General features: G+C 67.4%; 8 protein-coding genes. 1 reads left to right on the top strand and 7 read right to left on the bottom strand.

Going from position 1 to position 26,041, the window contains the following annotated elements; translation table 11 throughout:
• Positions 1-85: 85 nt before the first annotated feature.
• A complete protein-coding gene (locus ACSVDM_RS21355) occupies positions 86-1,636 on the bottom strand; it encodes a DHA2 family efflux MFS transporter permease subunit (RefSeq protein WP_439267277.1) in 1,551 nt (516 codons plus the stop codon).
• An 84-nt stretch (positions 1,637-1,720) separates the two neighbouring features.
• On the opposite strand from ACSVDM_RS21355, the gene ACSVDM_RS21350 reads away from it, so the two are divergent.
• A complete protein-coding gene (locus ACSVDM_RS21350; protein ID WP_439267275.1) occupies positions 1,721-2,188 on the top strand; it encodes a MarR family winged helix-turn-helix transcriptional regulator in 468 nt (155 codons plus the stop codon).
• Positions 2,189-2,196: 8 nt separating this feature from the next.
• Here ACSVDM_RS21350 and ACSVDM_RS21345 read toward each other — a convergent pair whose 3' ends face one another.
• From ACSVDM_RS21345 to ACSVDM_RS21320, 6 genes are all read right to left on the bottom strand, one after another.
• On the bottom strand, positions 2,197-3,990 hold the full coding sequence (locus ACSVDM_RS21345; protein WP_439267273.1) for a dynamin family protein: 1,794 nt from the start codon (positions 3,988-3,990) through the stop codon (positions 2,197-2,199).
• A gap of 9 nt (positions 3,991-3,999) precedes the next feature.
• A complete protein-coding gene (locus tag ACSVDM_RS21340; RefSeq protein WP_439267272.1) occupies positions 4,000-6,660 on the bottom strand; it encodes an IniB N-terminal domain-containing protein in 2,661 nt (886 codons plus the stop codon).
• A 167-nt stretch (positions 6,661-6,827) separates the two neighbouring features.
• A complete protein-coding gene (locus ACSVDM_RS21335; protein ID WP_439267270.1) occupies positions 6,828-7,145 on the bottom strand; it encodes a transposase in 318 nt (105 codons plus the stop codon).
• A gap of 66 nt (positions 7,146-7,211) precedes the next feature.
• Positions 7,212-8,759 (bottom strand): dynamin family protein, encoded by a 1,548-nt coding sequence (locus tag ACSVDM_RS21330; RefSeq protein ID WP_439267268.1) that lies wholly within the window; start codon positions 8,757-8,759, stop codon positions 7,212-7,214.
• 86 nt (positions 8,760-8,845) lie between these two features.
• The gene (locus ACSVDM_RS21325) at positions 8,846-10,753 is read right to left on the bottom strand and encodes a dynamin family protein (RefSeq protein ID WP_439267267.1); all 1,908 of its coding nucleotides are present in this window, start codon (positions 10,751-10,753) and stop codon (positions 8,846-8,848) included.
• Positions 10,754-10,761: 8 nt separating this feature from the next.
• Entirely contained in the window at positions 10,762-25,938 is a 15,177-nt protein-coding gene (locus ACSVDM_RS21320) for a hypothetical protein (RefSeq protein ID WP_439267265.1), read from the bottom strand.
• Positions 25,939-26,041 lie beyond the last annotated feature (103 nt).

Below are 26,041 nucleotides of genomic sequence, written 5' to 3'. Positions count from 1 at the left end.
CCGAAAATTCTTCCCGACACCCTTGGCCATTCTTGCCACGACCGCACTCAACCACGGCGGCCGATGCGGGATCGTGACGGATCGTTCATGCCTTGCGCGCGGGTTCGACGAAGGCGGTAGCCGCCAAGGCAAGCACCAGCAGGCCCGCGCACAGGTAGCTCGACACCTCGATACCCGCCGCCATGGCCGCCCGGGCCGCTTCGGCGGCATCCGCGGGGAGGGCTGGGATCACCGATCCGGCACTGCCGGTGACTGTCGATGTCAGCTGATCGGCCTCGGCTTCGGGCATGTTCGCGTCGGCCAGGCGGTCACGAAGGCCGGAGCCGAGGGTGCTGAAAAAGACAGTGGTAAGGACGGCGATACCAAGGGCCGAGCCGAGTTCACGTGCGGCACTCTGAATTCCCGAGCCTTGGCCTGCGCTTTCGGCGGGGACGTCGGCGAGCACGACATTGGTGACCTGGGCCGTGGCGAAGCCGACACCGATGCCGTAGACGAACAGGGCCACGGCGATCGACCACCAACTGGCGTCGGCGACGGCGAACAGGCCGAGCAGCGCGAGACCGGCGGCTTCCAGCAACAGGCCGATCCTGACCTGACCGAACGCCGAGACCGTCATCGCGAAGCTCGCGCCGCTGGCGGCGAAACTGCCGACCGCGAGTGGGACCAGTGCCAGGCCCGCCTGCAGGGCGGTGTAGTCGAGGGCGAACTGCATCCACAGCGGCAGGACCGCGATGATGCCGAATTCGCCGAGGCCGACGAGCAGGGTCACCACATTGCCCTTGCGAAACGAGTCGATGGTGAACAGCCGCACATCGAGCAGCGGGTGACCATCGGCGATCCTGGCTTGCCTGCGCCAGAACATGCCGAGCGCGAGGATCGCACCGGCAAGTGCGACGAGGACCGGAGAAGGTCCACTGCGCCAGGCGAATCCGCCGATACTCAGGGGCTCGGTGACCACCAGCCATCCGTAGTGACGGCCCTCGATCAGGGCGAAGGCGAGGAGACCGAGGCCCAGTGCCGACTGCGCGGCGCCTCGCCAATCCACCTCGCCGGTAGAGCTCGGCGACACCGGGAGATAGCACAGCACTGCGACCATGATCAGGGCGACCATCGGGATGTTGATGCCGAAGGCCCAGCGCCAGGAGAAGTCGGCCAGCCAACCACCGAGCAGTGGGCCGACCGCCGCGGCCGCGCCGATCGTGGAGCCCCAGATCGCGAAGGCCTGTCCGCGCGCCTTGCCGGTGAACGCGGAGTTCACCAGCGCCAGGGAGGTCGGCAGGATCATCGCTCCGCCGATGCCCTGCAGGAATCGGGCAAGGATCAGGAGGCCGCCGCTCGGGGCGAGGGCGGCGAGCAGGCTCGTCACGCCGAAGACGACGAGGCCGATCAGGAACAGCCTGCGTGCGCCGTACAGATCGCTGAGCCTGCCGGTGAGCAGCAGCAGCGCCGCGAAGACGATCGCGTAGGACTCCTGGATCCATTGCGCCTGAATCGAAGTGATCGCTAGGTCGTCGACGATCGGCGCGACGATCACGTTCACGATCGTCAGGTCGACCACGATCAACGCGACGCCGAGCGAGACGGCGATCAGCCCCAGCCACAACCGCAGCGGTGGGGTCTCGGTTTCGGTAGACAATTTACCTCCATCATAAAGTCACTTTATGATGAAGCTAATTGTCAGGCGGTAGGTTGTCAATCGAGCGGCGAACGAGAGGACGACATGGCGAAGACATCCGGCGATGTCGCACGACAGCGGCAGCGGCTCGCCGCCGGGCTCATCGGCTACGGCGCGAGTTTCACCGAATTGGGCCGTCGGTTCGCCGAGACCCTCGGCGTGCACTCGACCGACGCGTTCGCCCTGATGGAGATCGCCGCCGCCGAGGCGGCGGGCACACCGCTGTCCCCCGCGCTGCTCAGCAAGCGGATCACGCTCACCTCGGGGGCGATGACCACCCTGATCAACCGGCTGGAGCAGGCGGGATACGTCACCCGCAGCCGCGAACACACCGACCGGCGAGTGGTGACATTGCGGTGCAGCGCGCAGGCCCGCCGCCTCGCCGACGAGTTCTTCCACACGGTCAATGCCGAGCAGGACGCGATCCTGGCCGAGTACCCGGCCGACCAGCTCGAGCAGTTCGAGACCCTGATCGCGCGACTGCGCGCGGCGATGGACGGGCCGTCCACCTAGCGCGGCGGCTACTTCGGCAGCGGGATGCGGGTGGGGGCCGTGAGGGCGGTGGCGTGGTTGCGCAGGGCGGCTACGGCGGTGAGCTGGTGTTCGAGGGCGGCTGTCCGTTCGGCGCGGTGTTTGGCCTGGATGGAGGCCGCTTCCTGGGCGGCGGTGAGGGATTCGTCGATGGAGCGGAGGCTGCGTTCGGCGATGCCCGCGTAGTGGTCGCGTAGGGCGCGGTGGATTCGGTGGATTCGGTCTCGGGAGTCCTTGCCCGCCTGGAAGGCCACGTCGTCGAGGAAGCGGCGGACGGCGTTCTTGGCCTCGGCGCGGCGGCGGGTGAGGCGGGCCTGCTTATCGTCACGGTACGCCTTGCCGCCCACGAGCACGCCCGCGCCGAGGGAGATGGGGTTCAGCAGGGCAAGGCCCGCGAAAGTCGTTGCCAGACCGACCATCAGGACGCCGCCGTAGGAACCGCGCATGCCGACGAGGACCTTCGACAGGACGCCGATATCGGGTTCGAGATCGCCCAGAGTGCCGGTGCGGTGGGTGGTACCGGAGGGGTCGAGGGCGGTGGGGAGGTCTACCGCGCCCAGCTCGAGGAAGTGTTCGGCCACCTGGTCGGCCAAGGCTTCCGCTCTGGTGTGCGCCCAGAGCAAGTTGTCGCCCAGGGCTGAATCGACTGTGCCCGTGAGCCATTCGGTGATGGCTCCCCAGTGGCGGCCGGGGTCGTGGTCGTCGATCCACTCCTCGCCGGTGCGGGCGATCTCGCGCAGGCGTTCGCGCAGGTCGTGGTCGACGTCACCGGCCAGGTCGGTGATGCCGTCGGCGAGGGTTTGCTGCCAGGCGGCGGTGCGGCGATGCAGTTGCTGTGCACGGGCTTTGGCCGATTGCAGCTCGCCGACCGCGGCCGCGGCTTGTTGCGGATCGCGTAGGGCGACGAGTTCGCTGCCCAGAGCCAGTGCCAGATGCTCTGCGGCCGAGGACATCTCACGAGCGATGGCGGCGCGGGTCGTGGCTTCGTCGCGGGCGACCACCTGCTCGCGCAGGAATTGGTAGAGCTGCCCGTAACCGGACTCGGCGCCCAGCTGCACGTCTTGCAAGCGCAGGGCGTGGGCGCGGAGCAGGGCCGAAATCGGGAGCAGCGGGAGGTCGAGGTTCGCCCTGCGCAGGTGTTCCCGGTCGGCTTCGAAGACCTGGCGCCAGTGCGGGTAGAGGTCGGTTTTCGACATCAGAACCGCTGTGGCCGGGCACAATTCGGTTGCTTGTCGCAGGAACGTGAGTTCCGGGGCGGTGAGTTCGGTTGAGGCGTCGGAGATCACAAGGACGGCGTCGGCCGCGGGAAGCATCTCCAGGACACCGAGGGCGCCCGCCGTGGTTCGGGCGCCGATGCCGGGAGTGTCGATGAGGACTATGCCGTCGGCGAGCAGGTCGGCGGGGAGGTGCACCTCGATGCGAAGGATCTGTTTGCCCGCCACGGATCGGTCACCGATCGACGGCAGATCGGCGATCGGGAACTCGACCCGCTCCTCCTCGGAAGATGTTGTAGCCAGCACCAATTCAGCTCGCGGCTGCGGTGCGTAGGCGAGCTGCATCGGGAAACGGGTGGTGACGTCGTCGCCCACGGGACAGATCTCGACATTGAGCAGCGCGTTGATGAAACGGCTCTTGCCCTGATCGAGCTGGCCCGCGACGACGATCCGCCGCCGCGGGTCGCGCACCCGGACCGCCGCCGTTTCCAGGCGGGCGACCAGGTCGTCACGACCCGCGGCACGAGCCGCCGCGACGGTGTTGTCGAGAACCGACAGCAACGAATCCATCGGTCTGAACTACAGGGCTTCAGGGGTGTCGAACTGGGTCTCCGGGGCGGTGAACGAGGAGTCGAGCAGGCCCGTTCCGCCGGAGAGCGGGGAATCGCCGAGGGCCGGGCCGAAGGCGCTGTCCACGTCGACCGTCGACCAGGTATCGGCGGCCGAGGTGAAATCGATGGTCGAGGTGGGTTCGGTGGTGGCTTCGCCGGTGAGGTTCATGGAGGTCTCCGAGGTGAAGGCGGTTGATGCCACGGTTTCGAAGCCGCTGGTCGCCCCGAGGGTGGATTCCAAGCCGGTGGATGTGGTGAAGGTGGAATCGAGTTGCGGCTCGGAGTGGATGGTGGAGCCGAGGCCTGCGGCTACGCCGGTTTCGGTGGACCAGTCGGGGGTTGTGCCGAGGCCGAGTTCGAGACCTGTTGCGGCGGAGGTTGTTACGTCGGCGGTTGCGGCAACGCTGGCTGCGGCTTCGGCAGACGCGGCTGCGTTGGCGGCGGCGTCCGCGGAAGCGTGGGCTCCGGCGGTGGCAATGCCGCCGAGGCCGGTGGCGATGCCGGTCGAGTTCGCTACTGCGCCGGTGAGGGTGGACTGGAGTGCGGTGGTGGTGTTCGCAGCACCGACCAGGGCGGTATCGAAGGCCGAGGTGGACACGAGTTCGGCCGCGGTGTCGACGGTCGAGGCTGCGGCGAGATCGGTGTTGAAGGCTGTGCTGAGGGCGGTTTCGAGGCCGGTGGCCGGGGCGGCGGTGAAGGGAGCGCCGAGAGTCGCGGCTGCACCGGTGGACAGGCCTGCGGCGATTTGAGTGCCGAGGTCCGCTGTCGCCGCGGCGCCCGTGAGACCGGCGGCGAGATCGGCGCCTGCGCCGGTGAGGCCGATCTGCGTGGTCGAGGCGACCGCACCGGTCAGCGAAGTCGCCGCAGCAGCACCGGCATTCGCAGCCGCACCGACCTGCATCCCGACCCCACCCGCCCCCGAAAGTCCTGTTTCAAGACCCGTCTCGAACGCACCACCAACGGAAGTGCCCAGCCCCGCAACGCCTTCGGTCAACCCGGAAGCAGAGGCATCGAAACCCGAGCCCAACGAACCCATCCCGGACAGGGCGGCGGAGTTCAGACCCGCCGTGGAGCCAGCGGCAAGGTCGGCGACAGTATCCAGCGCACCCCCGGCGGCGAGACCCGAAGTCGCGCCGAAGCCCGCAGTGGCGCCGGCGGTGAGGTCGGCGACAGCGTTTGTGCCGATCGAGCCTGCGGTCGTGAGGCCGGTTTCGAGGCCGGTAGTCGCAGCGGTGCTGGCGGACAGTGCCGACTGGACGGCGGCAGCGTTGGTGGCGTCGAGTGCTGCGGAGACGGCGAGGTCGGTCTCGGTTGTTGCTGTAGTCAGGCCGCTCACAGTCGTGCCGAGGCCGGCGGCGACACCCGTGGTGGCGTCGAGTGCGCCTGCGACGGTGGCACCGATTCCAAGGTCGGTTCCCGCCGTTGCGGAGAGGTCGGCACCGGCGGTGGCCACCGAATCGAGGGCGGAATCGAGACCGGTGGCGGCACCGATCACCGAATCGTGTCCGAACGAAAGGCTCTCGCCTACCGCGCTATTCGTGGCGGCAGTCAGTTCGAGGCCGAGGTCTGCGGTGGTGTCGGTGGTCGTGGTGACGGCCGAGTGGATGATTGCCGATGCGTCGGCGAGGAGACCTGTGGTCGTCCCGAGACCTGCGGTGACGTCCGCGCCCAGGTCGACGGCGGCATCCGCGCCTGCACCGAGGCCGGCCGTGAGGTCGGTGGTTACGTCGGTTGCGGCTTCGAGGGTGGTTCCGAGGCCGGTAGTTGCGGTGGTCACCGCATCGAGGGTGATGTCAGTGGTCGCACCCAGATCAGCTGTGGTGCTGCTGATGGCGCCCAGGCCGGCGGCGATGTCGGTGGCAGCTGTGGTGCTGCTGATGGCGCCCAGGCCGGCGGCGATGTCGGTGGCAGCTGTGAGGCCTGTGTTCACGCCGGCGCCCAGACCTGCTGTGAGGCCTGCTGCTACGTCGGTTGCCGCGTCGAGGCTGGTGTTCGAGGTCGCGCCGATACCTGTGGTTGCGTCAGTGGCGGCACTCAGGCCGGTACCCAGAAACGCACCGAGACCGGCGGAAACGTCAGCGACAACACCCAGACCGGCACCCACAGACGCACCGAGACCGGCTGAAACCTCAGCGGCAGCATCCAAACTCGCACCCAATCCGGCAGACAAATCGGCGGCTGCATCCAGGCCGGCACCTACAGACGCGCCCAAACCAGCAGACACATCAGCGACAGCACCCAGACCAGCACCCACAGACGCGCCCAAACCGGCGGAAACATCAGCGGCAGCGGTCAGGCCGGTGCCCACGGTGGCGCCGAGGTCGACGGTCGTTTCCAGGCCGGTTTCGATGTCGGCGGCCGTGGTGACGGCTGCGGCGGTGGTGGCGGCTACCGAGGTGGTGGCGGCGGTGGTCACCGAGGCGGCGGCGGTGTTGAGGGCGGTGAGGGTGGAGGTGCAGTCGGTGGAGAGGGTGGCGGCGATGGTGGGGGCGGCGGCCGCGATCTCGGCGGGGGTGGCGGGGAGGTCCGCTTCGCAGAGGACGTGGACGGGGTTGGCGCAATAGTTTGCTGCGGCTTGGGGATCGCGCAGCAGGTTCAGGATGAACTCGAGGATCGCGGTGGGGTTCATTCGGGTCAGCTCCTCCAGATCGGGGCTTGCGCCGGATCCGTACTCGTCTGTCGGTGGGTGCTTTTCACGCTTGGCCATGCGAGTGTTCGGAAAGCTAGTCCGATTCCGCAACGAAATCGTTACCGATGAAGAGTGTGACCTTTTCGGGGCCGAAAAATCGGTGTCTCCTAAATATCTCGCCGCACCCAGGCGAGGTTGCCCGCGTCGTCGGCCATGGCGGCCAAGGCGGTGAGTAGACGATCCCAAGTGCCGTCGGCCTGGTAGCGGCGCTGCCGTTTCCAGACCGTCTGCCACGGACCGAATTCGGCGGGCAGATCACGCCACGCGATACCGGTACGCAGCCAGAACAGCATGCCCTCGACCACGACACGATTGTTGGCGAAGTCACGGCCCGCACGGCCCGCCGAGGTGGGCAGCAGCAATTCGAGCAGCGCCCATTGCGCGTCCGTCAGTACCCGGACGGGGTCGCCGATCGTCGTGGTCACGGCGGAATCATGCCGTATCGAGCAGCGACAAGCCCAATCGATCGGCGAAATAATTGGGAGACAGGATCAGCCCGGTAGCTGGGAGAGTGCTCCCTCGACACTGCGTACGGCGGTCAGGCACGCCTCGACTGTCGTCTTGTCGATGAGCGGATGCCGGGATCTGGTGCGCCACTTGCGCGCCGCGTCGAGGGCATGGGCGCGCATCGTCGCGGGGTCGGTGTCGGCGGGTAGGCCCAGGCGCACGTGCGGGGCGACGCCGGCGCCGCCGACCAGGCGGAACAGTTCGGCGAGGTCGTCGGGTGGCAGTGGCAACTCGTCGGCGCGCAACCGGCCGAGCAGTCGCAACTCGGCGAAACCGTGCACGTCGGCGAGCAGGGTGCGCACGCGCGGCAGCAGTTCGTCGGCGGGGGTGCCGGGGTGGGCGGTGATCACCCGGTCGAGGGTGGTGAGCGCGGAATGGGCTTTGAGCTGCTCGGCCCGCTGACCGAACTGCACGTCGAGGACCCGGCGCAGCTCGTCGATGCCGCTGCGGGCACTCAGCTCGGCCGACAGCGACGCCGCGTCGCGCACGCCGGTGCGCACGAGTTCGGTGGCCATCCGCACACCGAACATGCCGAACCGGTCCAGCAATTGGGCGCGGACCAGCGGCGATACCGGCAGTTCGATATCGGGGCGCGAGAACCGGTCGGCCGAGAGCAGGGCCAGTTCGAGGGTGTCGGCGGGCAACCCCGCCAGGGCTGCGAACGCGGCGAACTCGGGCTGGGTGAGGGTGGCGGCGGCGAAAGCGAGCAGGCCCGCCACGGGGATCACCGCCTGGCACAACCCGGTGCGTTCCAGCTCGGTGGCGAAGCGGGTGGCCACATCGCGCGCCGAATTCAGGGCGTTGATGTGGCCCGCGCTGATCTCGTCGGCTCGCGACACCACCCCGACCACACCGAGTGGACCGGCCGGACCGCCGGAGCCGATCTGTTCGAGGAAATGGACGTCGGTGGCGTCGAGGCGGCGCAGCAGGTAGACCACGGCGTCGGCGCCGGGGATGCGCAGGGCGCCGGGTTCGACATCGGCGGGGGTGAGCAGGCGCATGGTTCGCTCGGACACCTCGTGCGACAGCGACGACGTGCCCGGCGTGTCGATGATGGTGGTGCGTGACAACTCGGCCGTCGGCCAGCGCACTTCCAGGTGGTCGACGGCGTGCGTGCCCGGCGGCTGCCAGCGCAGACCTGACAGCTCGAAGGTGAGACCGTGCGCTCCGGCCCCTCGACGGACCGCCACGTTCGCCGACGCGCCGTCGGCCGCGAACGCCGTCACCGTCGGGGTGGTTCCGCTGCGGTACCAGGTGACCACGCGGGTGCATTCGGTGGCGTCGGTGGGGGCGATGCTCTGCCCGACCAGGGCGTTGAGCAGCGTCGACTTGCCCGCCTTGATCGAACCGGCCAGCGCGACCCGCAGCGGCTGACGCAACCGCTCGGCGCATTCGTCGATCAACTGCCGGGCGCCGGGGTCGCGCAGTTCCCGCGCGGCGGCCTCGACGAGCCGGTGCGCCTCGCCCGCGCCGGTCGTGGGTGCGGTGGGTGCGCCGCCGGGAAGCGGGGATTCGGGCCGATAGTGTCTCATCGGCGCGCGGCCTCCGCTTCGACCCACGCGGCGAGCATCATTCCTTCACTTAAACACACCCTCGCGCGCCGGAGCGAACACGGCGTTCACCGGCGTCCGTCCTCGGCGGGCACCGGCCGCACACCGGGTGACGGCGCCGAATACGAACGCTGCCTGCCCGGCGCCGAGGTGAGTTCGAGCATGCCGTCGGCGTAGCGGCGCAACTCGGCGACCCGCACCAACTGGTGTTCGAGCTCGCCGCGCCGACCCGACCGGCTGTTCACCGCCGAATTCGCCGCGTCCTGCGCGGCCTTCAGCGAGGCATCGATCGAGCGCAGGCTGCGTTCGGCGACACCGGTGAAGTGGTCGCGCAGGGCCCGGTGGATGCGGTGCATGCGGTCCTTGGCCTCCTTGCCCGCCTGGAACGCCACATCGTCGACGAACCGCCGCACCGCCGCCTTGGCCTCGGCGCGCTTGCGAGCCAGGCGCAACTGTTTGTCGTCCTTGTAGGCCTTGCCGCCGACCAGCACACCCGCGCCGATCGACAGCGGATTCAGCAATGCCAGGCCGGCCAGTGTCGAGGCGAGACCGACCATCAGCACGCCACCGTAGGAGCCGCGCAAGCCGACGAGGACCTTGCTGGTGACGCTGATATCGGGTTCGAGACCGGCCAGGGTGCCCGCCGCCGCGCCCGTGCCCTCGGCATCCATCGCGTTGTCCACATCGGGCAGGTCGACGGCGCTGGCCTTGCCGAAATGTTCGGCGACCCGCTCGGCCAGGGTTTCGGCCCTGGTGTGCGTCCACAGCAGGTTGTCGCCGAGGGCGGTGTCGACCGTGCCGGTGAGCCACTCGGCGATGGCCTGCCAGTGCCTGCCCGGATCGTGTTCGTCGATCCAGTCCTCGGCGGTGTGGGCCACCGCGCGCAGGCGTTCGCGCAGGTCGTGGTCGATATCGCTCATCAGGTCGGTGATGCCGTCCTGCAGGGTCTGCTGCCAGTAGCCGGAGCTGCGGCGCAGGTCCTCGGCGGCGGTGCGGGCGCGTTGCAGTTCGCGGATCGCGTCGTCGGAGCGTTCCGGGTCGCGCAGGGCGATCAGTTCGCTGCCGAGGACCAGGGCCAGATGTTCGGCCGCCGCATGCAGTTCGCGTGCCACCGCGGCCCTGGTCGACACCTGGTCGCGGGCGACGACCTGTTCCTTCAGGAACGCGAACAGCGCGCCGAAACCGGACTCGCGACCGAGCTGGGCATTGTTGGTGCGCAACGCGTGCGCGCGCAGCAGCGACGACACCGGAAGCATCGGGATCTCGAGCCCCGACCGGGCGATGTGCCCGCGATCGGCCTCGGCGACCTGACGCCAATGCGGATACATGTCCACCTTGGTGAGCAGCACCGCGACCGTCGGACACAGTTCCTTGACCTGCCGCAGGAACGACAGCTCGGGTTCGGTGAGTTCGGTGGAGGCATCGCTCAGCAGCAGCACCGCGTCGGCGGCCGGAACCATGCCGAGCACGGCCGCCGAATACGCGCTGCTGTGCCCGCCGACACCAGGGGTGTCGACCAGCACGATGCCCTCGCTGAGCAGCTGATTCGGCACCGCCGCCTCGATCCGCGCGATCTGGCGGCCCTGCGCGTACGGGCTGCGGGCGTCGAGGGAACCGATCTCGTCGAACGGCACCTCCACGCGGATGTCGCTCGCGCCCGGCGCGGTGAGCACCAGCTCGGCGCGCGGGACGGCACCGTACTCGAGCTGCAAGGGGATGGTGGTGGTCTGGTCGTCGCCGACCCGGCACACATCCAGCCCGAGCAGCGCGTTGACGAAACGGCTCTTGCCCTGTTCCAGCTGACCGGTCACCACGATCCGCCTGCGCGGATCCCTTACCCGTTGCGCGACCGCCTCCAACCGGACGACCAGGTCGTCGCGGTCGGCGGCGCGCGCCGCCTCGATCGTGTCGCCGAGCACCGTCAGCAGCGGGGTGGCTGCTGACGGTGCTGCCGACGTCTTCGCCGGAGTCGTCATGACGATCCTCAGAGGAGGCCGCCGCCGAGGAGGCCACCGTCGTCGGCCTCCGGGGTGGTCGTGCTCGACGAGTCGCCCAGCAGGCCGGTGTCGGTGGCGCCGAGGCCCGGGCCGAAGGCGCCGCCCACATCCACGCTGTCCAGGGTTTCGGTGACACCGCCCGTGGCCGCCTCGGTGGTGTCGTAGACCCCGCCGGTCGCCGCCTCGGTGGTGTCGGACAGGCCGCCCGTCGCCGCGCCGGTGGTGCCGGAGGTGTCCGGTGCGGTGGTCGGCATCGGGGTGTAGTCGTAGCCGGGGACCGGGGCGTCGACCGCGTCGCCGACCGTCGAGCCGGCGCCGGTGAGGGTGTCGAACGGTTCGCCCGTGCCGACCACCTCGGTGGGCACGTCGCCCAGGAGGCCGCCGCCGGTGAGGCCTTCCACCGCGCCGAAGCCGGTTTCCAGGCCCGAGCCGACGAGGTTGCCGTCCTCGTACGGCATGGTGTGCATGGTCGGCAGCACCTCGTCGACCAGGTCGCCTGCCACATCGCCACCGGGGAGAACCTCGCCCGGGTCAGCGCCGAGGAGTCCGCCGGGCGCGTCGTCACCGGGCAGGACACCGTCGAGCAGACCGGCCCCGGTCGCGTCGCCGGTGATCGCGCCGGTCACCGCGTCGAGGGGGCCGAAGCCGGTCTCCAGGCCGGTGCCCGAGGGGTTCGGTTCACCGGGTGCGATGCCGGTGAGGCCCGCGTCGCCGAAGGTGTTGCCCAGGTCGAAGCCCAGATCGTCGTCGCTGAGGCCGGCCAGGCCTGCGGTCGAGGCCGCCGCGCCGGTGAACGCGCTGGCCGCGTTCGCCGCCGACGCCGCACCGTCCGAGGCCGCCGAGGTGGCGTTGCTGTACGGCGAGGAGTTCGTCGAACCGGTGTTCTCGTGGGTGCTGCCCGTCAGACCGCTGCTGAACAGGCCCGCCACCGCGGTCGGGTTCAGCACGTCGGTCATGCCGTTCATGACGCCGCCGACACTGTCGACATTGCCGCCGACACCGGTGATGTCCTCGAAGTTCGAGCCGTTGATCAGACCGTCGACCAGGTCGTTTCCGATCGGGCTCTGGTCGATCGCGGCACCGACGCCGTTCGCGGTGATGTCCTGGAAGGCCGCGCCGTTGAGGACGTCGACCACACCGTCGTCGACCACGTCGTTGAGGATCGGACTCTCGTCGATCGCCGCACCGACGCCGTTCGCGGTGATGTCCTCGAAGTTCGCGGCGCCGAGGAGGCCGCCTTCGCCACCGAGGAGGCCGGAGGCGATGCCGCCGTCGACCACGTCGTTGAGGATCGGCACGTTCGACTCGTCGATCGCGGCACCGATGCCATTCGCGGTGATGTCGTTGAAGTTCGCGTTGCCGAGCAGGCCGCCTGCCACTCCACCGTCGAGGGTGTCGGTGAGGATGCCGTCGTCGACCACGTCGTTGAGGACGTTCGACTCGTCGATCGCCGCGCCGATGCCGTTGGTGGTGATGTCCTCGAACACCGCGCCGTTGAGGATGCCGTCGTCCACTCCGGCCACACCGCCGTCGACCAGATCGCCGACGCCGGTGACGTCGCCGGTGTTGGTGACGCCACCGAGCAAGCCACCCTCACCGCCGCCGAGCAGGCCGCCGTTGAGGACGCCGCCCAGATCGTCGACGTTGCCGCCGATGCCGGTGACGTCCTCGACGTTCACGTTGTTGAGAATCGCGCTCTCGTCGATCGCGGCACCGATGCCGTTGATGGTGGTGTCCTCGGCGCCGCCGAACAGGCCGCCGTCGCCGCCAGCTGCCAGCAGGTCGTTGCCGACGCCTGCCGCGCCGAGCAGGCCGCCGTCGCCGTTCAGCACGCCGCTCGCACCGGCCAGGCCACCGTCACCGTTGAGGACGCCGCCGGTGCCGAGCAGGCCGCCGTCGCCGTCGCCGGTCACCGCGCCGACGATGCCGCCGACCACGTTGCCGTTGCCGATGCCGTCGCCCGCCGCCAAATCATTGAGGACCGAGCTCTCGTCGATCGCCGCACCGATGCCGCTGGTGGTGATGTCCTCGAAGGTGTTGCCGGACAGGATGCCGCCGTCGACCACATCGGACACGTCGTCCACCGCGGCGCCGACGCCGTTGGCGGTGATGTCCTCGAAGGTGTTGCCGTTGAAGACGCCGCCCGCGCCGGCCAGACCGCCCTCGCCGTTCAGGACGCCGCCTGCCACGCCGGCCACGCCGCCGTCGACCACGTCGTTGAGGACCGAGCTCTCGTCGATCGCGGCACCGATGCCGTTGGTGGTGATGTCGGTGAAGTCGGCGAAATCGGTGACATCGTTGCCGCTGAGCAGACCGCCCGCACCGGCCAGACCGCCCTCGCCGTTCAGAAGGCCGCCTGTCACACCGGCGACACCGCCGTCGAACACGTCGTTCACGTCGACCGCGTCGGTGACATCGTGGGCGCCGATTCCGGTGAGGTCGCCGCCGACCAGGCCCTCGCCGAGAGCGCCTGCCAGCACGCCGTTGCCGAGGCCGCCGAAGTTGTTGAGCGATTCGTCGACCTGGCCGCCGATGCCCTGGATCTGCACGTCTTCCCAGTTGTCGGCGATGCCGCCGAAGTTGTCGCCGATGCCGTTCACATCGTTGAGGCCCGCACCGAAAATGTTGTTCTCGCCGCCGATATTGATGTCACCCATGTCACTCACATCCCCAATTCCAAGGTCAAGGTCGCCTACCACCCCGGTCACGTCGCCGACCGCGCCGACAACTCCGGTCACATCTCCCGCGATGTCACCGACGACGCCGGTCACATCACCACCGATATCGCCGACGTCGACCGAGCCGGTCACGTCGCCGATCGTGTTCGCCAGATCCAGATCACCGATCAGTCCGGTCGCGCCGGTGATGTCACCGAACGAGCCGGTCACATCGCCGACCACCTCGCCGACGACGCCGGTCACGCCGACGCCGGTGAGGTCACCGACCGAGCCGATCAGGTCACCACCGACACCGGTGAAGGTTCCGGTCAGGTCGCCCGTGAAGGCGGCCACGTCACCGGCGATACCGGTGAAGTCTCCGAAGAAGGCGGTGAGATCGCCGACCGAGCCGGTCAGGTCACCGCCGATGCCGGTCAGGTCGGCGACGAAGCCGGTGACGTCGCCACCGAAGCCGGTGAGGTCGCCGAAGGAGCCGGTCACGTCGCCGAACACATCGGACAGGTTGCCGCCGATTCCGGTGATGTCACCCGCGATACCGGTCAGGTCGCCTGCCACGCCGGTCAGGTCGCCCGTGACACCGGTCAGGTCACCCGCGACACCGGTGAGCGAACCGGTGATGTCGCCGACCGAACCGCCGATCCCGGTGAGCGAGCCGGTGACGTCGCCGATCGAACCGCCGACGCCTCCGACCGAGCCGACCAGGTCGCCGCCGATGCTCACCACGTCACCGCCGATGCCGACCACGTCGCCGAAGCTGCCGGTGATGCCCTCGACCGTGTTGTTCCAGTCGCCGGACACGTTCACCAGTTCGCTCACCACGCCGCTGCCGAAGCCGGTGATCTCGAGCGCGTTGTCGCTCAGGCCGGCGATCATCGCGGACCAATCGCCCGACACGCCGGTCACGTCGCCGAAGACGTCGCTCACGTTCAGGTTCTCGAACGCGCCGGACAGGTCACCGAAGGAGCCGCTGATGTCGCCGATCATGTTCGACCAGTCACCGAACACGTTCGTGATGTCGCTGAACGAGTCGGTGATGCTCACCAGGTCGCCGACCCAGGTGACGTCACCGGTCCCGCCGCCACCTCCCCCGCCGCCGCCTCCGCCATTGCCGCTGAGGATGTCGCCGATCGTGCCCGAGATGTCGTTACCGCTCAAAGGTCCGGTCATGTCGCCCACCGTGCTGGTCAGGTCACCGGCGATGCCGGTCACGTCGATGTCGGTCAGGTCGGCGACGAGTTCGTTGTCGACGATGTCGCCCGTGATGTCGCCTGTGTCGATGAAGTCGGTGATGGAGCCGACGTTTGTGAGGTCGCCGGTCACGTTCCCGACGAGGTTGCCGTCGATCAGGTCGCCCGTGATGTCACCGATGGAACCGACGTCCGTCAGGACACCGACCAGGTTGTCGGTGATGTCGCCGGTGTCGATGAGATCGCCGGTGACGTCGCCGACGGAACCGACGTCGGTCAGGTCGCCGACCACGTCGCCGACGAGGTTGCCGTCGATCAGGTCGCCGGTGATGTCACCGGTGTCGACGAGATCGCCGGTGACGTCGCCGATAGAACCGACGCCGGTCAGGTCGCCGACGAGGCCCGCGATATTGCCCACGTTGGTGAAGTCGTTGTCGATCAGATCGCCGGTGATATCGCCGTCGACAAGGTCTCCGGTGATGTCGCCGACCAAGTCGCCGTCGATCAAGTCGCCGGTCACGTCACCGTTGATGAGGCCGCCGGTCACGTCGCCGACATTGCCCACGTCGGTCAGGTCACCGACGATTCCGGCGATATTGCCGACGTCGGTGAAGTCGTTGTCGACCAAGTCGCCAGTGGTGTCGCCGATGTCGGTGATGTCGCCGACGATTCCGCCGTCCACCACGTCGCCCGTGATGTCGCCGATGCCGTTGAGATCGCCCGCGACTCCGGTCAGGTCACCTGCCACCCCGGTCAGATCTCCGACGGCGCCGCCGTCGACCAAGTCACCCGTGATGTCGCCGATGCCGTTCAGGTCGCCCGCGACCCCGGTCAAACCACCGACCAGGCCACCGTCGACAAGATCGCCCGTCACGTCACCGTTGATAAGGCCGCCGGTCACGTCGCCGATAGAGCCGACGTTCGTCAGGTCACCGACCAGACCACCGTCGACTAAATCACCGGTGATGTCGCCGATGCCATTGAGATCGCCCGCGACACCGGTCAAGTCACCGACCAGACCGCCATCGACGAGGTCGCCGGTGATGTTGCCGACGTCGGTCAGGTCACCGACCAGACCGCCGTCCACCAGATCCCCGGTGATGTCACCGACCGAACCGTCGATGAGATCGCCGGTCACGTCGCCGATCGAGCCGACACCGGTGAGGTCGCCTGCGACGCCGGTCAGATCACCTACCAGACCACCGTCCACCAGATCCCCGGTGATGTCACCGATCGAGCCGTCCACGAGATCGCCTGTCACGTCGCCGATGGCGCCGATGCCGGTGAGGTCGCCGTCGACGAGGTCGCCGGTGATGTTGCCGACGTCGGTCAGGTCGCCTCCGGTGATGTCGCCGACCAGGTTGCCGATGTCGCCGGTGTTCGTGATGTCGCCGTTGAGGATTCCGCCGACCACTTCGTTGCCGGTGACGTCACCGATCACGTCGCCGTTCACGAGTCCGCCTGCGACGCCGGTGATGTCGCCGGAATTGTCGAACAGGTCGCCGGCCATGCCTGCCAGGTCGAAGTTTCCGATGAGGTCGCCGGTGCCCACGTCACCCGCGATGCCGGTGACCGCGGCGGCCAGGCCGGTCATGCCGATCAGGTTGGCCACGTCGCCGTTGTTGGTCACGTTGCCCACATTGTCGACGAGGTCGCCGGTGACGTCGTTGTCGGTGATGCCACTGAGCACATCACCGTTCACCACACCGGCGACGATGTCGTTGTCGGTGATGTCGCCGTTCACCACGCCACCCGCGGCACCGGTGATGTCGCTGAGCACGTCCCCGTCGACCACGCCGCCGGTGACGGCCGAAAGATCGTTGAGGAAGTCGCCGGTAATGTCGTTGTCGGTGACGTCACCGACGATGTCCCCGTTGACAATTCCGCCCGCGATACCGGTCAGGTCGCCATCGACCAGATCACCGGTGATGTCGCCCGCGTCGACCAGATCGCCGACCACGTCGCCGTTCACCAGGCCGCCCGCCACACCGGTCACGTCACCGATGTTGTTGACGAGGTCGCCGTTCACCAGCCCGCCGGTGACGTCGCCGTCGACGAGGTCGCCCGTCACGTCACCGACGACGTCCCCGTTAAGGATTCCACCGGCGATACCGGTCACATCACCATCGACCAGACCACCTGTCACATCGCCGACGAGATCGCCGTTCACGAGACCAGCAGTGAGATCGCCTGCGACACCGGTGATGTCGTTATCGGAGATCGAGCCGACCAGGCCGCCGATATCACCGGAGTTCTCGAGAAGGTCGCCGGTGATATCGCCATTGACGATGCCGCCGGCAATTCCGGTGAGACCGGCGTCGATGAGGTCGCCGGTCACGTCTCCGTTCACCAGGTCACCGTTCGCCAGGCCTGCGGTGAGATCACCCGCAATGCCGGTCACATCACCGTTGACCAGGCCGCCGGTCACGTCGAGCAGATCACCGCTGACGTCACCGTTCACCAAGCCACCTGTGACATCTCCGACCACGTCGCCGTTCACCAGCCCGGCAGTGAGATCGCCTGCGACACCGGTCAAGTCGCCGTTCACGAGGCCACCGGTGACATCGCCTGTGTTGGAGATCAGGCCACCTGCCACGCCGGTGATGTCGCCGTCGACCAGGTCACCCGTCACGTCACCGTTGACCAGGCCACCGGTCACGTCGAGCAGGTCTCCGGTGACGTCGCCGTTTAGGAGACCGCCCGCGATGCCGGTCAGTCCACCGTCGATGAGATCGCCGGTCACGTCGCCGTTCACCAGGCCGCCGGTGATGTCGCCACTGTTCGAAATAGCGTCACCTGCAACGCCGGTGAGATCGCCTGCGACACCGGTGATTCCACCGTCGATCAGATCGCCCGTCACGTCACCGTTGACCAGGCCGCCGGTTACGTCCAGCAGGTCTCCGGTGACGTCGCCGTCGATCAGGTCGCCCGTGACATCCCCATTGACGAGGCCGCCGGCAATGCCGGTCAGGCCGCCGTCGATCAGGTCGCCTGTCACATCGCCGTCGATGAGGTCTCCGGCGATGTCGCCCGTGTTGGAGACCAAGCCGCCCGCGATGCCGGTGATATCGCCGGTGTTCGTGATATCGCCGATCACATCACCGTTCACCAAACCGCCTGCGATACCGGTCAAGTCGCCGTCGACGAGGTCCCCGGCCACGTCTCCGTTCACCAGGCTGGCAGTGAGATCGCCTGCGACACCGGTCAAGTCGCCGGAATTGTCGAGGAGGTCGCCGGTGATGTCACCGTTCACGAGGCCGCCCGCGATGCCGGTCACGTCGCCGGTGATATCACCGTTGACCAGGCCGCCGGTCAGGTCACCTGCCACACCGGTCAGGTCGCCGGTGTTGCCGGTGATGGCGCCGACCGAACCGATGAGGCCGCCGATATCACCGGTGTTATCAATGAGATCGCTTGCTGCACCCGTGAAGTCGCCGTCGATCAAGTCACCGGTGATATCGCCGTTGACGAGTCCGCCGGTGATGTCGCCGACCACGCCACCGATGGCGCCCGAGTTGTCAAAGAGATCGCCGGTGATATCGCCGGTGTTGTTCACGAGGCCGCCTGCCACACCGGTCAGATCGCCCGCGACGCCTGTCACGTCGCCTGCGCCGGTGATGTCACCGACGGAGCCGATGAGCCCACCGATATCGCCACTGTTGTCGATGAGGTCGCCGGTGAGATCCCCTGCGACACCGGTGATGTCACCGTCCACCAGACCTGCGGTGAGGTCGCCCGCCACACCGGTCAGGTCGCCGTTCACCAAGCCCGCGGTGAGGTCACCAGCCACTCCGGTGAGATCGCCGTTCACCAAGCCCGCGGTGAGGTCACCAGCCACACCGGTAAGGTCGCCGTTCACCAAACCGCCTGCGATACCGGTGATGTCGCCGTTGTTGGTGAGGTCGTTCAGTACTCCGCCCGAGTTGTCGAGCAGGTCACCTGCGACGCCGGTCAGGTCGCCACTGTTGCCGGTGATGTCACCGACCAGCTCGCCGGTGTTTGTGATGTCGCCGATCGTGCCCGCGTTGTCGACCAGATCGCTGACCACGGTGCCCGAGTTGTCGATGAGGTCGCCGGTGATATCGCCGTTGACCAGGCCGCCCGCGATGCCCGTCAGATCTCCGCTGTTGCCGGTGATGTCAACCACTACGTCTCCGGTGTTGTTCACGAGTCCTCCCGCTACCCCGGCGATATCGCCGTTGTTGGTGATGTCGCCTACGGAGCCGATGAGGCCTCCGATGTCACCCGAATTGGTGATGTCGCCGACCACGCCTCCGATGTCGCCCGTGTTGTCCAGCAGGTCGCCCGTGAGGTCGCCACTGTTGCCGGTGATGTCACCGACCGAACCGATCACGCCGCCGATGTCGCCGTTGTTGGTTACGTCGCCGAGCACATCGCCGTTGACGAGGTCACCGGCTACACCGGTCAGATCACCCGCCACACCGGTCACGTCCACCAGGTCACCGGTGATGTCGCTGATGTTGCCGACGTTCGTCAGGTCGCCGACGGTGCCGTCGATCAGATCGCCGGTCACGTCGCCGTTCACGAGGCTGCCGGTCAGATCGCCCGCCACGCCCGTGATGTCGCTGATATTGCCGACGTTGGTGAGGTCGCCGACAGTTCCGTCGACCAGGTCACCGGTCACGTCGCCGTTGATGAGCCCGCCTGCCACGCCGGTGATGTCGCCGGAGTTGTCGAGCAGGTCGCCGGAGATATCGCCACTGTTGCCGACCGTGCCGATCACATCGCCTGCGACTCCCGTCAGGTCGCCGCTGTTGCCGATGTCGCCGACCGAACCGACGAGGTCGCCCGCGACGCCGCTGATATCGCCTGCGTTGTTGACCAGCCCGCCCGCGACTCCGGTGATCGTGCCGGTGTTGTCGATGAGGTCGCCAGTCACATCACCGTTGACGAGGCCACCGGTGACATCGCCATTGACGATCCCACCGGCCACTCCGGTCAGGTCGCCTGCGATGCCCGTGATGTCGCCGTCGACCAGGTCACCGGTGATGTCACCACTGTTGCCGACCGTGCCGATCACGTCGCCGGCGATGCCGGTGATCGTGCCCGTGTTGTCGATGAGGTCGCCGGTCACGTCACCGTTGACGAGGCCACCGGTGACATCGCCGACCGTGCCGTCGATCAGATCACCGGTCACATCGCCATTGACGAGTCCGCCTGCCACACCGGTGATGTCGCCGATAACGCCCGTGTTGCCGGTCAGGTCACCCGCCACGCCACTGACGTTGCTCAGCAGATCGCCGCCGACGCCGGTAACGTCGCCGACGACGCTCGGGTCGCCGGCGATCCCGGTCAGATCCCCTGTGTTGCCGGTGATGTCGCCGACCGAGCCGACGAGGTCGCCCGCAACCCCAGTGAAGTCGCCAGAGTTGCTGAGCAGGTCACCGGCGACACCGCTCACATCACCGATCGTGTTGGTCAGGTCGCCGGTATTGCCGGTCAAGTCACCCGCGATGCCCGTCACGTCCCCGGCAAGGTCGCCGCCGACGCCGGTCACGTCGCCGATACCACTGAGATCACCCGCGACACCGGTCAGGTCGCCTGCGACGCCAGTGAGGTCACCGGAGTTGCTGAGCAGGTCACCCGCGACACCACTCACATCACCGACTGTGTTGGTCAGGTCGCCCGAATTGCCGGTGAGGTCGCTGAGCAGGTCGCCGCCGACACCCGTCACGTCACCGATCGAACCGACTGTGCCGGTCAGGTCGCCTGCCACGCCGGTCAGGTCACCCGCGATGCCGGTGAGGTCACCGGTGTTGTTGATCAGGCCACCCGCGACGCCGCTGACATCACCGATTGTGCCGGTCAGATCGCCCGTGTTGCCGGTGAGATCGCCCGAGTTGCTGAGCAGGTCACCCGCCACACCGCTGACATCACCGACCGTGTTGGTGATGTCGCCTGCGTTGTTGACGAGGCCGCCCGTGATTCCGGTGATGTCACCCGAGTTGCCGGTGAGGTCACTGAGTAGGTCACCGCCGACACCGGTGACGTCACCGAACGAACCGACTGTTTGCGTCAGGTCGCCCGCCACACCGGTGAGGTTGCCGGAGTTGCCCGTCAGGTCACCCGCGATGCCCGTGAGATCGCCCGCGACCCCCGTGAGGTCTCCTGTGTTGCCGGTGATGTCGCTGAGCAGGTCGCCGCCGACACCGGTGAGATCGCCTGTTACGCCGGTGATATCGCCGATCGAACCGACATTGCCGGTCACGTCGCCGATGGTGTTGGTGAGGTCACCAGCCACGCCCGTCACGTCGCCGATGGACCCGACGGTTTGGGTGAGGTCCCCGGCGACGCCGGTCACGTCGCTGATATTGCCGACCGCCTGGGTGAGGTCACCCGCGACGCCGGTCAGATCGCCCACGGTGTTGGTCACGTCGCCCACAGAGCCGACCGCATTGGTCACGTCACCGACCGTGTTGGTCCAGTTGCCCACGGAGCCAACGGTTCCGGTTACGTCACCGACAGTCTGGGTGAGGTCACCCGCGACACCCGTCACGTCGCCCACCGAGCCGACGGTGTTGGTCAGGTCGCCCGCCACACCGGTGAGATCGCCCGCGACGCCAGTGACTTCGCTGATGTTGCCGACGGTCTGCGTCAGATCTCCGGCCACCGCGGACACGTCCCCGGCGACTCCGGTCACGTCGCCGACGGAACCGACTGTTTGAGTCAGGTCGCCCGCGACGCCGCTGACATCACCCACGGTGTTCGTGAGATCGCCTGCTACCCCGGTGATGTCGCCGACCGATCCGACAGTGCCGGTCAGGTCACCGGCCACACCGGTCAAGTCGCCCGCAACGCCGGTGACATCACTGATGTTGCCGACGGTCTGAGTCACATCGCCCACCGAGCCGATGACATCGCCGGCGACTCCTGTCACGTCGTCCACCGAACCGACGACATCGCCCGCCACGCCCGTCACATCACTGATCGAAGCGACCGTGTTGGTGAGATCGCCTCCGACACCGGTCAGGTCGCCCGCGACCCCGCTGACATCGCCCACAGTGTTGGTGAGATCGCCTGCCACACCGGTCACATCGCCGATGGACTGGGTGAGGTTGCCGACCGTGTTGGTCCAATCGCCGACGGACCCGACCGTATTGGTGAGGTCACCGGCCACTCCGGTCATGTCGCCGACTGAGCCGACCACGTCGCCCGCCACCCCGGCAACCGAGTTGGTGAGGTCACCAGCGACCCCCGTCACGTCGCCGATATTGCCGACAGTGTTGGTCACGTCTCCGAAGGTGTTGGCGAGGTCGCCTGCCACACCGGACACGTCTCCCGCGAGACCTGTGACGTCGCCGATCGAGCCGACGGTCTGTGTCAGATCGCCCGCCACGCCGGTCAGGTCCCCTGCCACGCCGGACACATCACCCGCGATGCCGGTCAGATCACCGACGGCGTTCGTCACGTCACCGACCGAGCCGACGGTGTTGGTGAGATCGCCTGCGACGCCAGTCACGTCGCCGACGGAACCGACCAGATCGCCCGTGACGCCTGTCACGTCACCGGCGACTCCGGTCAGGTTGCCCACCGCGTTGGTCCAATCACCGACGGAGCCAACCGTGGTGGTGAGGTCGCCCGCTACACCGGTGACGTCGCCGACGGTATTCGTAAGGTCGCCGACCGAGCCGACAGTGTTCGTGAGGTCGCCGGCCACACCGGTCAGGTCTCCGGCCACGCCCGTGACGTCGCCTACCGAGTTCGTCAGACCCCCTGCCACGCCCGACACGTCGCTGATCGAGTTGGTGAGATCACCCGCGACACCGGACACGTCGCCGACCGTGTTGGTCACTTCGCCGACCGAACCAGCGATGCCCGTGATATCACCTGCCACGCCGGTGAGCTCGTTCGTCACATCACCGACCGAGCCGACGGTATTGGTGAAATCCCCTGCGACGCCGGTGAAGTCGCCCGCCACGCCGGTCAAATCACCCGCGATTCCGGTTACGTCGCCGACAGACTGAGTGAGATCGCCTGCCACACCGGTGACGTTGTTCGCGACATCGCCCACCGAACCGACGGTGTTCGTGAGATCGCCGGCGACCCCGGTCACGTCACCCGCCACACCGGAGACATCGCCCGCGACGCCAGTCAGGTCGCCCGCGACACCGGTCACGTCACTGATCGAGCCCACCGTGTTGGTCAGGTCGCCGGCCACACCGGTGATGTCTCTGATCGAACCGACATCGGTGATGTCGCCGACCGAGCCGACCGTGTTGGTCAGGTCGCCGCCGACGCTGCCGATATCTCCGACCACGTTCGTCAGGTCACCGACCGAGCCGATGGTGTTGGTGAGGTCGCCAGCGACGCCGCTCACGTCGCCCGCGACGCCGGAAACATCGCCGACCGAACCGATCAGGTCACCGCCGACCACGTCACCGACGAGATTGCTGATCGAACCGATGTCGCCCGCGACGCCGGTCACGTCGCCCGCTACCCCGGATACATCGCCGCCGACGATATCGCCGGCCACATTGCTGACCGAACCGATATCGCCTACCACGCCGCTCACGTCACCCGCGACGCCGCTGACGTCCCCGGCAATACCGGAAACATCGCCGACGGAATTGATTACGTCGCCCGCAACACCGGAGACATCTCCGCCAACGAGGTCGCCCGCGACTCCACTCACGTCACCGACGGAGCCGACGGTGTTGGTCACGTCGCCGAAGGTGTTGGTGAGGTCGCCTGCTACGCCGGTCACCTCGCCGACCGAACCCGCGATGCCGGTGATGTCGCCGACGGAGCCGAGGACATCGCCGCCGACGGAACCCACATCGCCGACCACATTGCTCACGGAACCGATGTCGCCGGCCGTGGCGATGACATCGCCTGCGATGCCGGATACATCGCCGACTGAGCCGATATCGCCGACGGTTTGGGTGAGATCGCCGGCCACACCGGTGACTTCGCTGATCGAACCGACTTCGCTGATCGTGTTGGTGAGGTCGCCTGCCACGCCGGAGACGTCACCGACCGACTGCGTGACATCGCCGACCGTGCCGATACCGCCGTCGAGAATGTCTCCGACAGAGCCGATGTCGCCGACCGAACCCAGCACATCGCCGCCGACGACATTGCCGACGACGTTGGTCACGTCACCTACGGAGCCCACCGAACCGAGGACGTCCCCGCCGACCACATCGCCCACGACATTGGTTACGTCCCCGCCGACCACGTCGCCCACGACATTGGTTACGTCCCCACCGATCACGTTGCCCACGACATTGGTTACGTCCCCACCGACGACATCCCCGACCACACCGCTCACATCACCGATGGAGCCCACATCCCCGCCGACGCTGCCGATATCGGACAGCACGTCGCCCACCGACCCACCGATCCCGGTGACATCACCGACGGACCCGATGTTCTGGGTGACGTCGCCGACGGAGCCGACAACGCTGCCGATATTGCCGACCTCGGTCAGGTCCCCGACAACATTGCTCACGTTGCCGACCCCACCGACAACCTCGCTCACATCACCGATCGACCCGATATCACCCACCACGGATCCAACGACATTGCTCACATCACCCACAGACCGCGCACCGTTCAACACATCCCCCACCGTGTTGCTCACCTCGCCGACCGAGCCCACCTCGTTCAGCACCTCCGACACCGAGCCCACATTCGTGACATCACCGATCACGTCACCCACAGACCCGTTGAGCACGTCCCCGACGTTCGACCCGTTCAGCACCTCGCTGACCCCACCGACGGTCACGTCGTTGAGCACCTCGCTCAGGTTCTGGTCGCCCACAACCTGATTCACCACATTGCTCACATCGCCGACCGAGCCGGCGCCGTTGAGCACGTTCCCGACCACATCACCGGTCGTCACATCACCGAGGACGTCTCCGACGGATCCCACGTTGATGACACCGCCGAGTACATCTCCCACAACATTGCTCACATCACCCACGGAACCGATTTCGCTGATATCCCCAACGGTCCCGATCCCCACATTGTTGAGTGCGGAAAGGAAATTGCCGATGGCCAGCTCTTCGAGCACATGGCCCACATCGCCGATATCACTGAAATCGTTGAACATATTGCTGATCGGACTGATGCCGTTGAGGACGCCGCTCACGCCGCCGAGGGAACCGGATACCACCGTGACGGGGGCGCTGAGGTTGCCGAGGAAGGCGTCGCCGATCTGTACGGCGTTGAAGGCGTCGGTCATCTCGGTCGCGATGTGGGCAGCTTGGTTGAGCGCGTTGATACCGGTGATGTCACCGAGAGTGCTGCCGATATCGCCGACGTTCGCACCGCTGACCAGGTTGGTCATGTCGCCAACCGTGTTGCCGCTCAGCAGATCTCCGATGTTGGCGCCACTGATGAGGTTGGTGACGTCGCCGATCGTGTTGCCGCCGCCGATCACATCGCCGATTCCGGTGATGTCACCGAGGTTTCCGACGGTATTGGTCACGTCGCCGAGACCGCTGATGTCGCCGACCGAGTTGGTCAGGTTGCCCACGTCGTTGAGCGTGTCGCCGAGGCTGCCGATATTGCTCAGCACGTCGCCCACGTTGCCGACATTCGCGATATCACCGAGATTCACGCCGCCCAGATTTGTCCCGTTGAGCACGTTGCTGAGCGGATTGCCATTGAGCACATTGCTCACGGGATTGTTGAGCACATCGCCGGTGAGAATGTCGGGGCTGAAAATCTCGTTGTCCCCGTTGCCCTGATTATTCGTCGTGTTGCCACTATTGGTGTTGGTGGTGTTGCCACTGTTGTTGTTGGTGGTATTACCGCCGGTACCTCCGCCAGGTCCACCGGGTCCGCCAGGCCCACCGGGTCCACCCGGCCAACCGCCGGGTCCCCCGGGTCCTCCCGGTCCCCCGGGCCCACCGGGTCCACCGGGCCGGCCACCACCCCCACCACCGCCGGGCCCACCGTGGCCCCCGCCACCATGACCACCACGACCACCGTGCCCGAACCCACCCTGCCCCGGCCCGAACCAACGCCCCGGCCCGAAGAACATCGACGGCCCGGCCCCGGCACCATAGAACCCGGCACCATGACCCCCACCCCCGAACCCATGACCTCCCCCACCGCCACACCCGACGATGCCCCGCAACGGCGCACTCCCCGCATCGCACACGCCGCGCGCCACCATCGGCGCGCAGGCGGCAATGTATTCGGGGGTCGCGCACAGCTGCGCCTCCTCGATGACCTTGTCCGGCGCGTTGCAGTACGCCGCCGCGGCCTTAGGATCGCGCAGCAAATCGAGAATGAACTGCAGGATCGCGTTCTCCAAGGGTGTGGTCATCGGAATCAGCTCCTCCGGGATCGGCAAGATGTTTCGAAGCTATGGCCGATGGGCACCCCCTCGTAACGGGGCAAATCCCTATTCATCGCATGGGGTGCCCGTT

It is taken from the genome of Nocardia sp. JW2 (assembly GCF_051843015.1).
Lineage (GTDB): Bacteria > Actinomycetota > Actinomycetes > Mycobacteriales > Mycobacteriaceae > Nocardia > Nocardia coubleae.
Note: the sequence above shows the minus strand (reverse complement) of the source record. Positions and strands in the feature narration are given on the sequence as shown.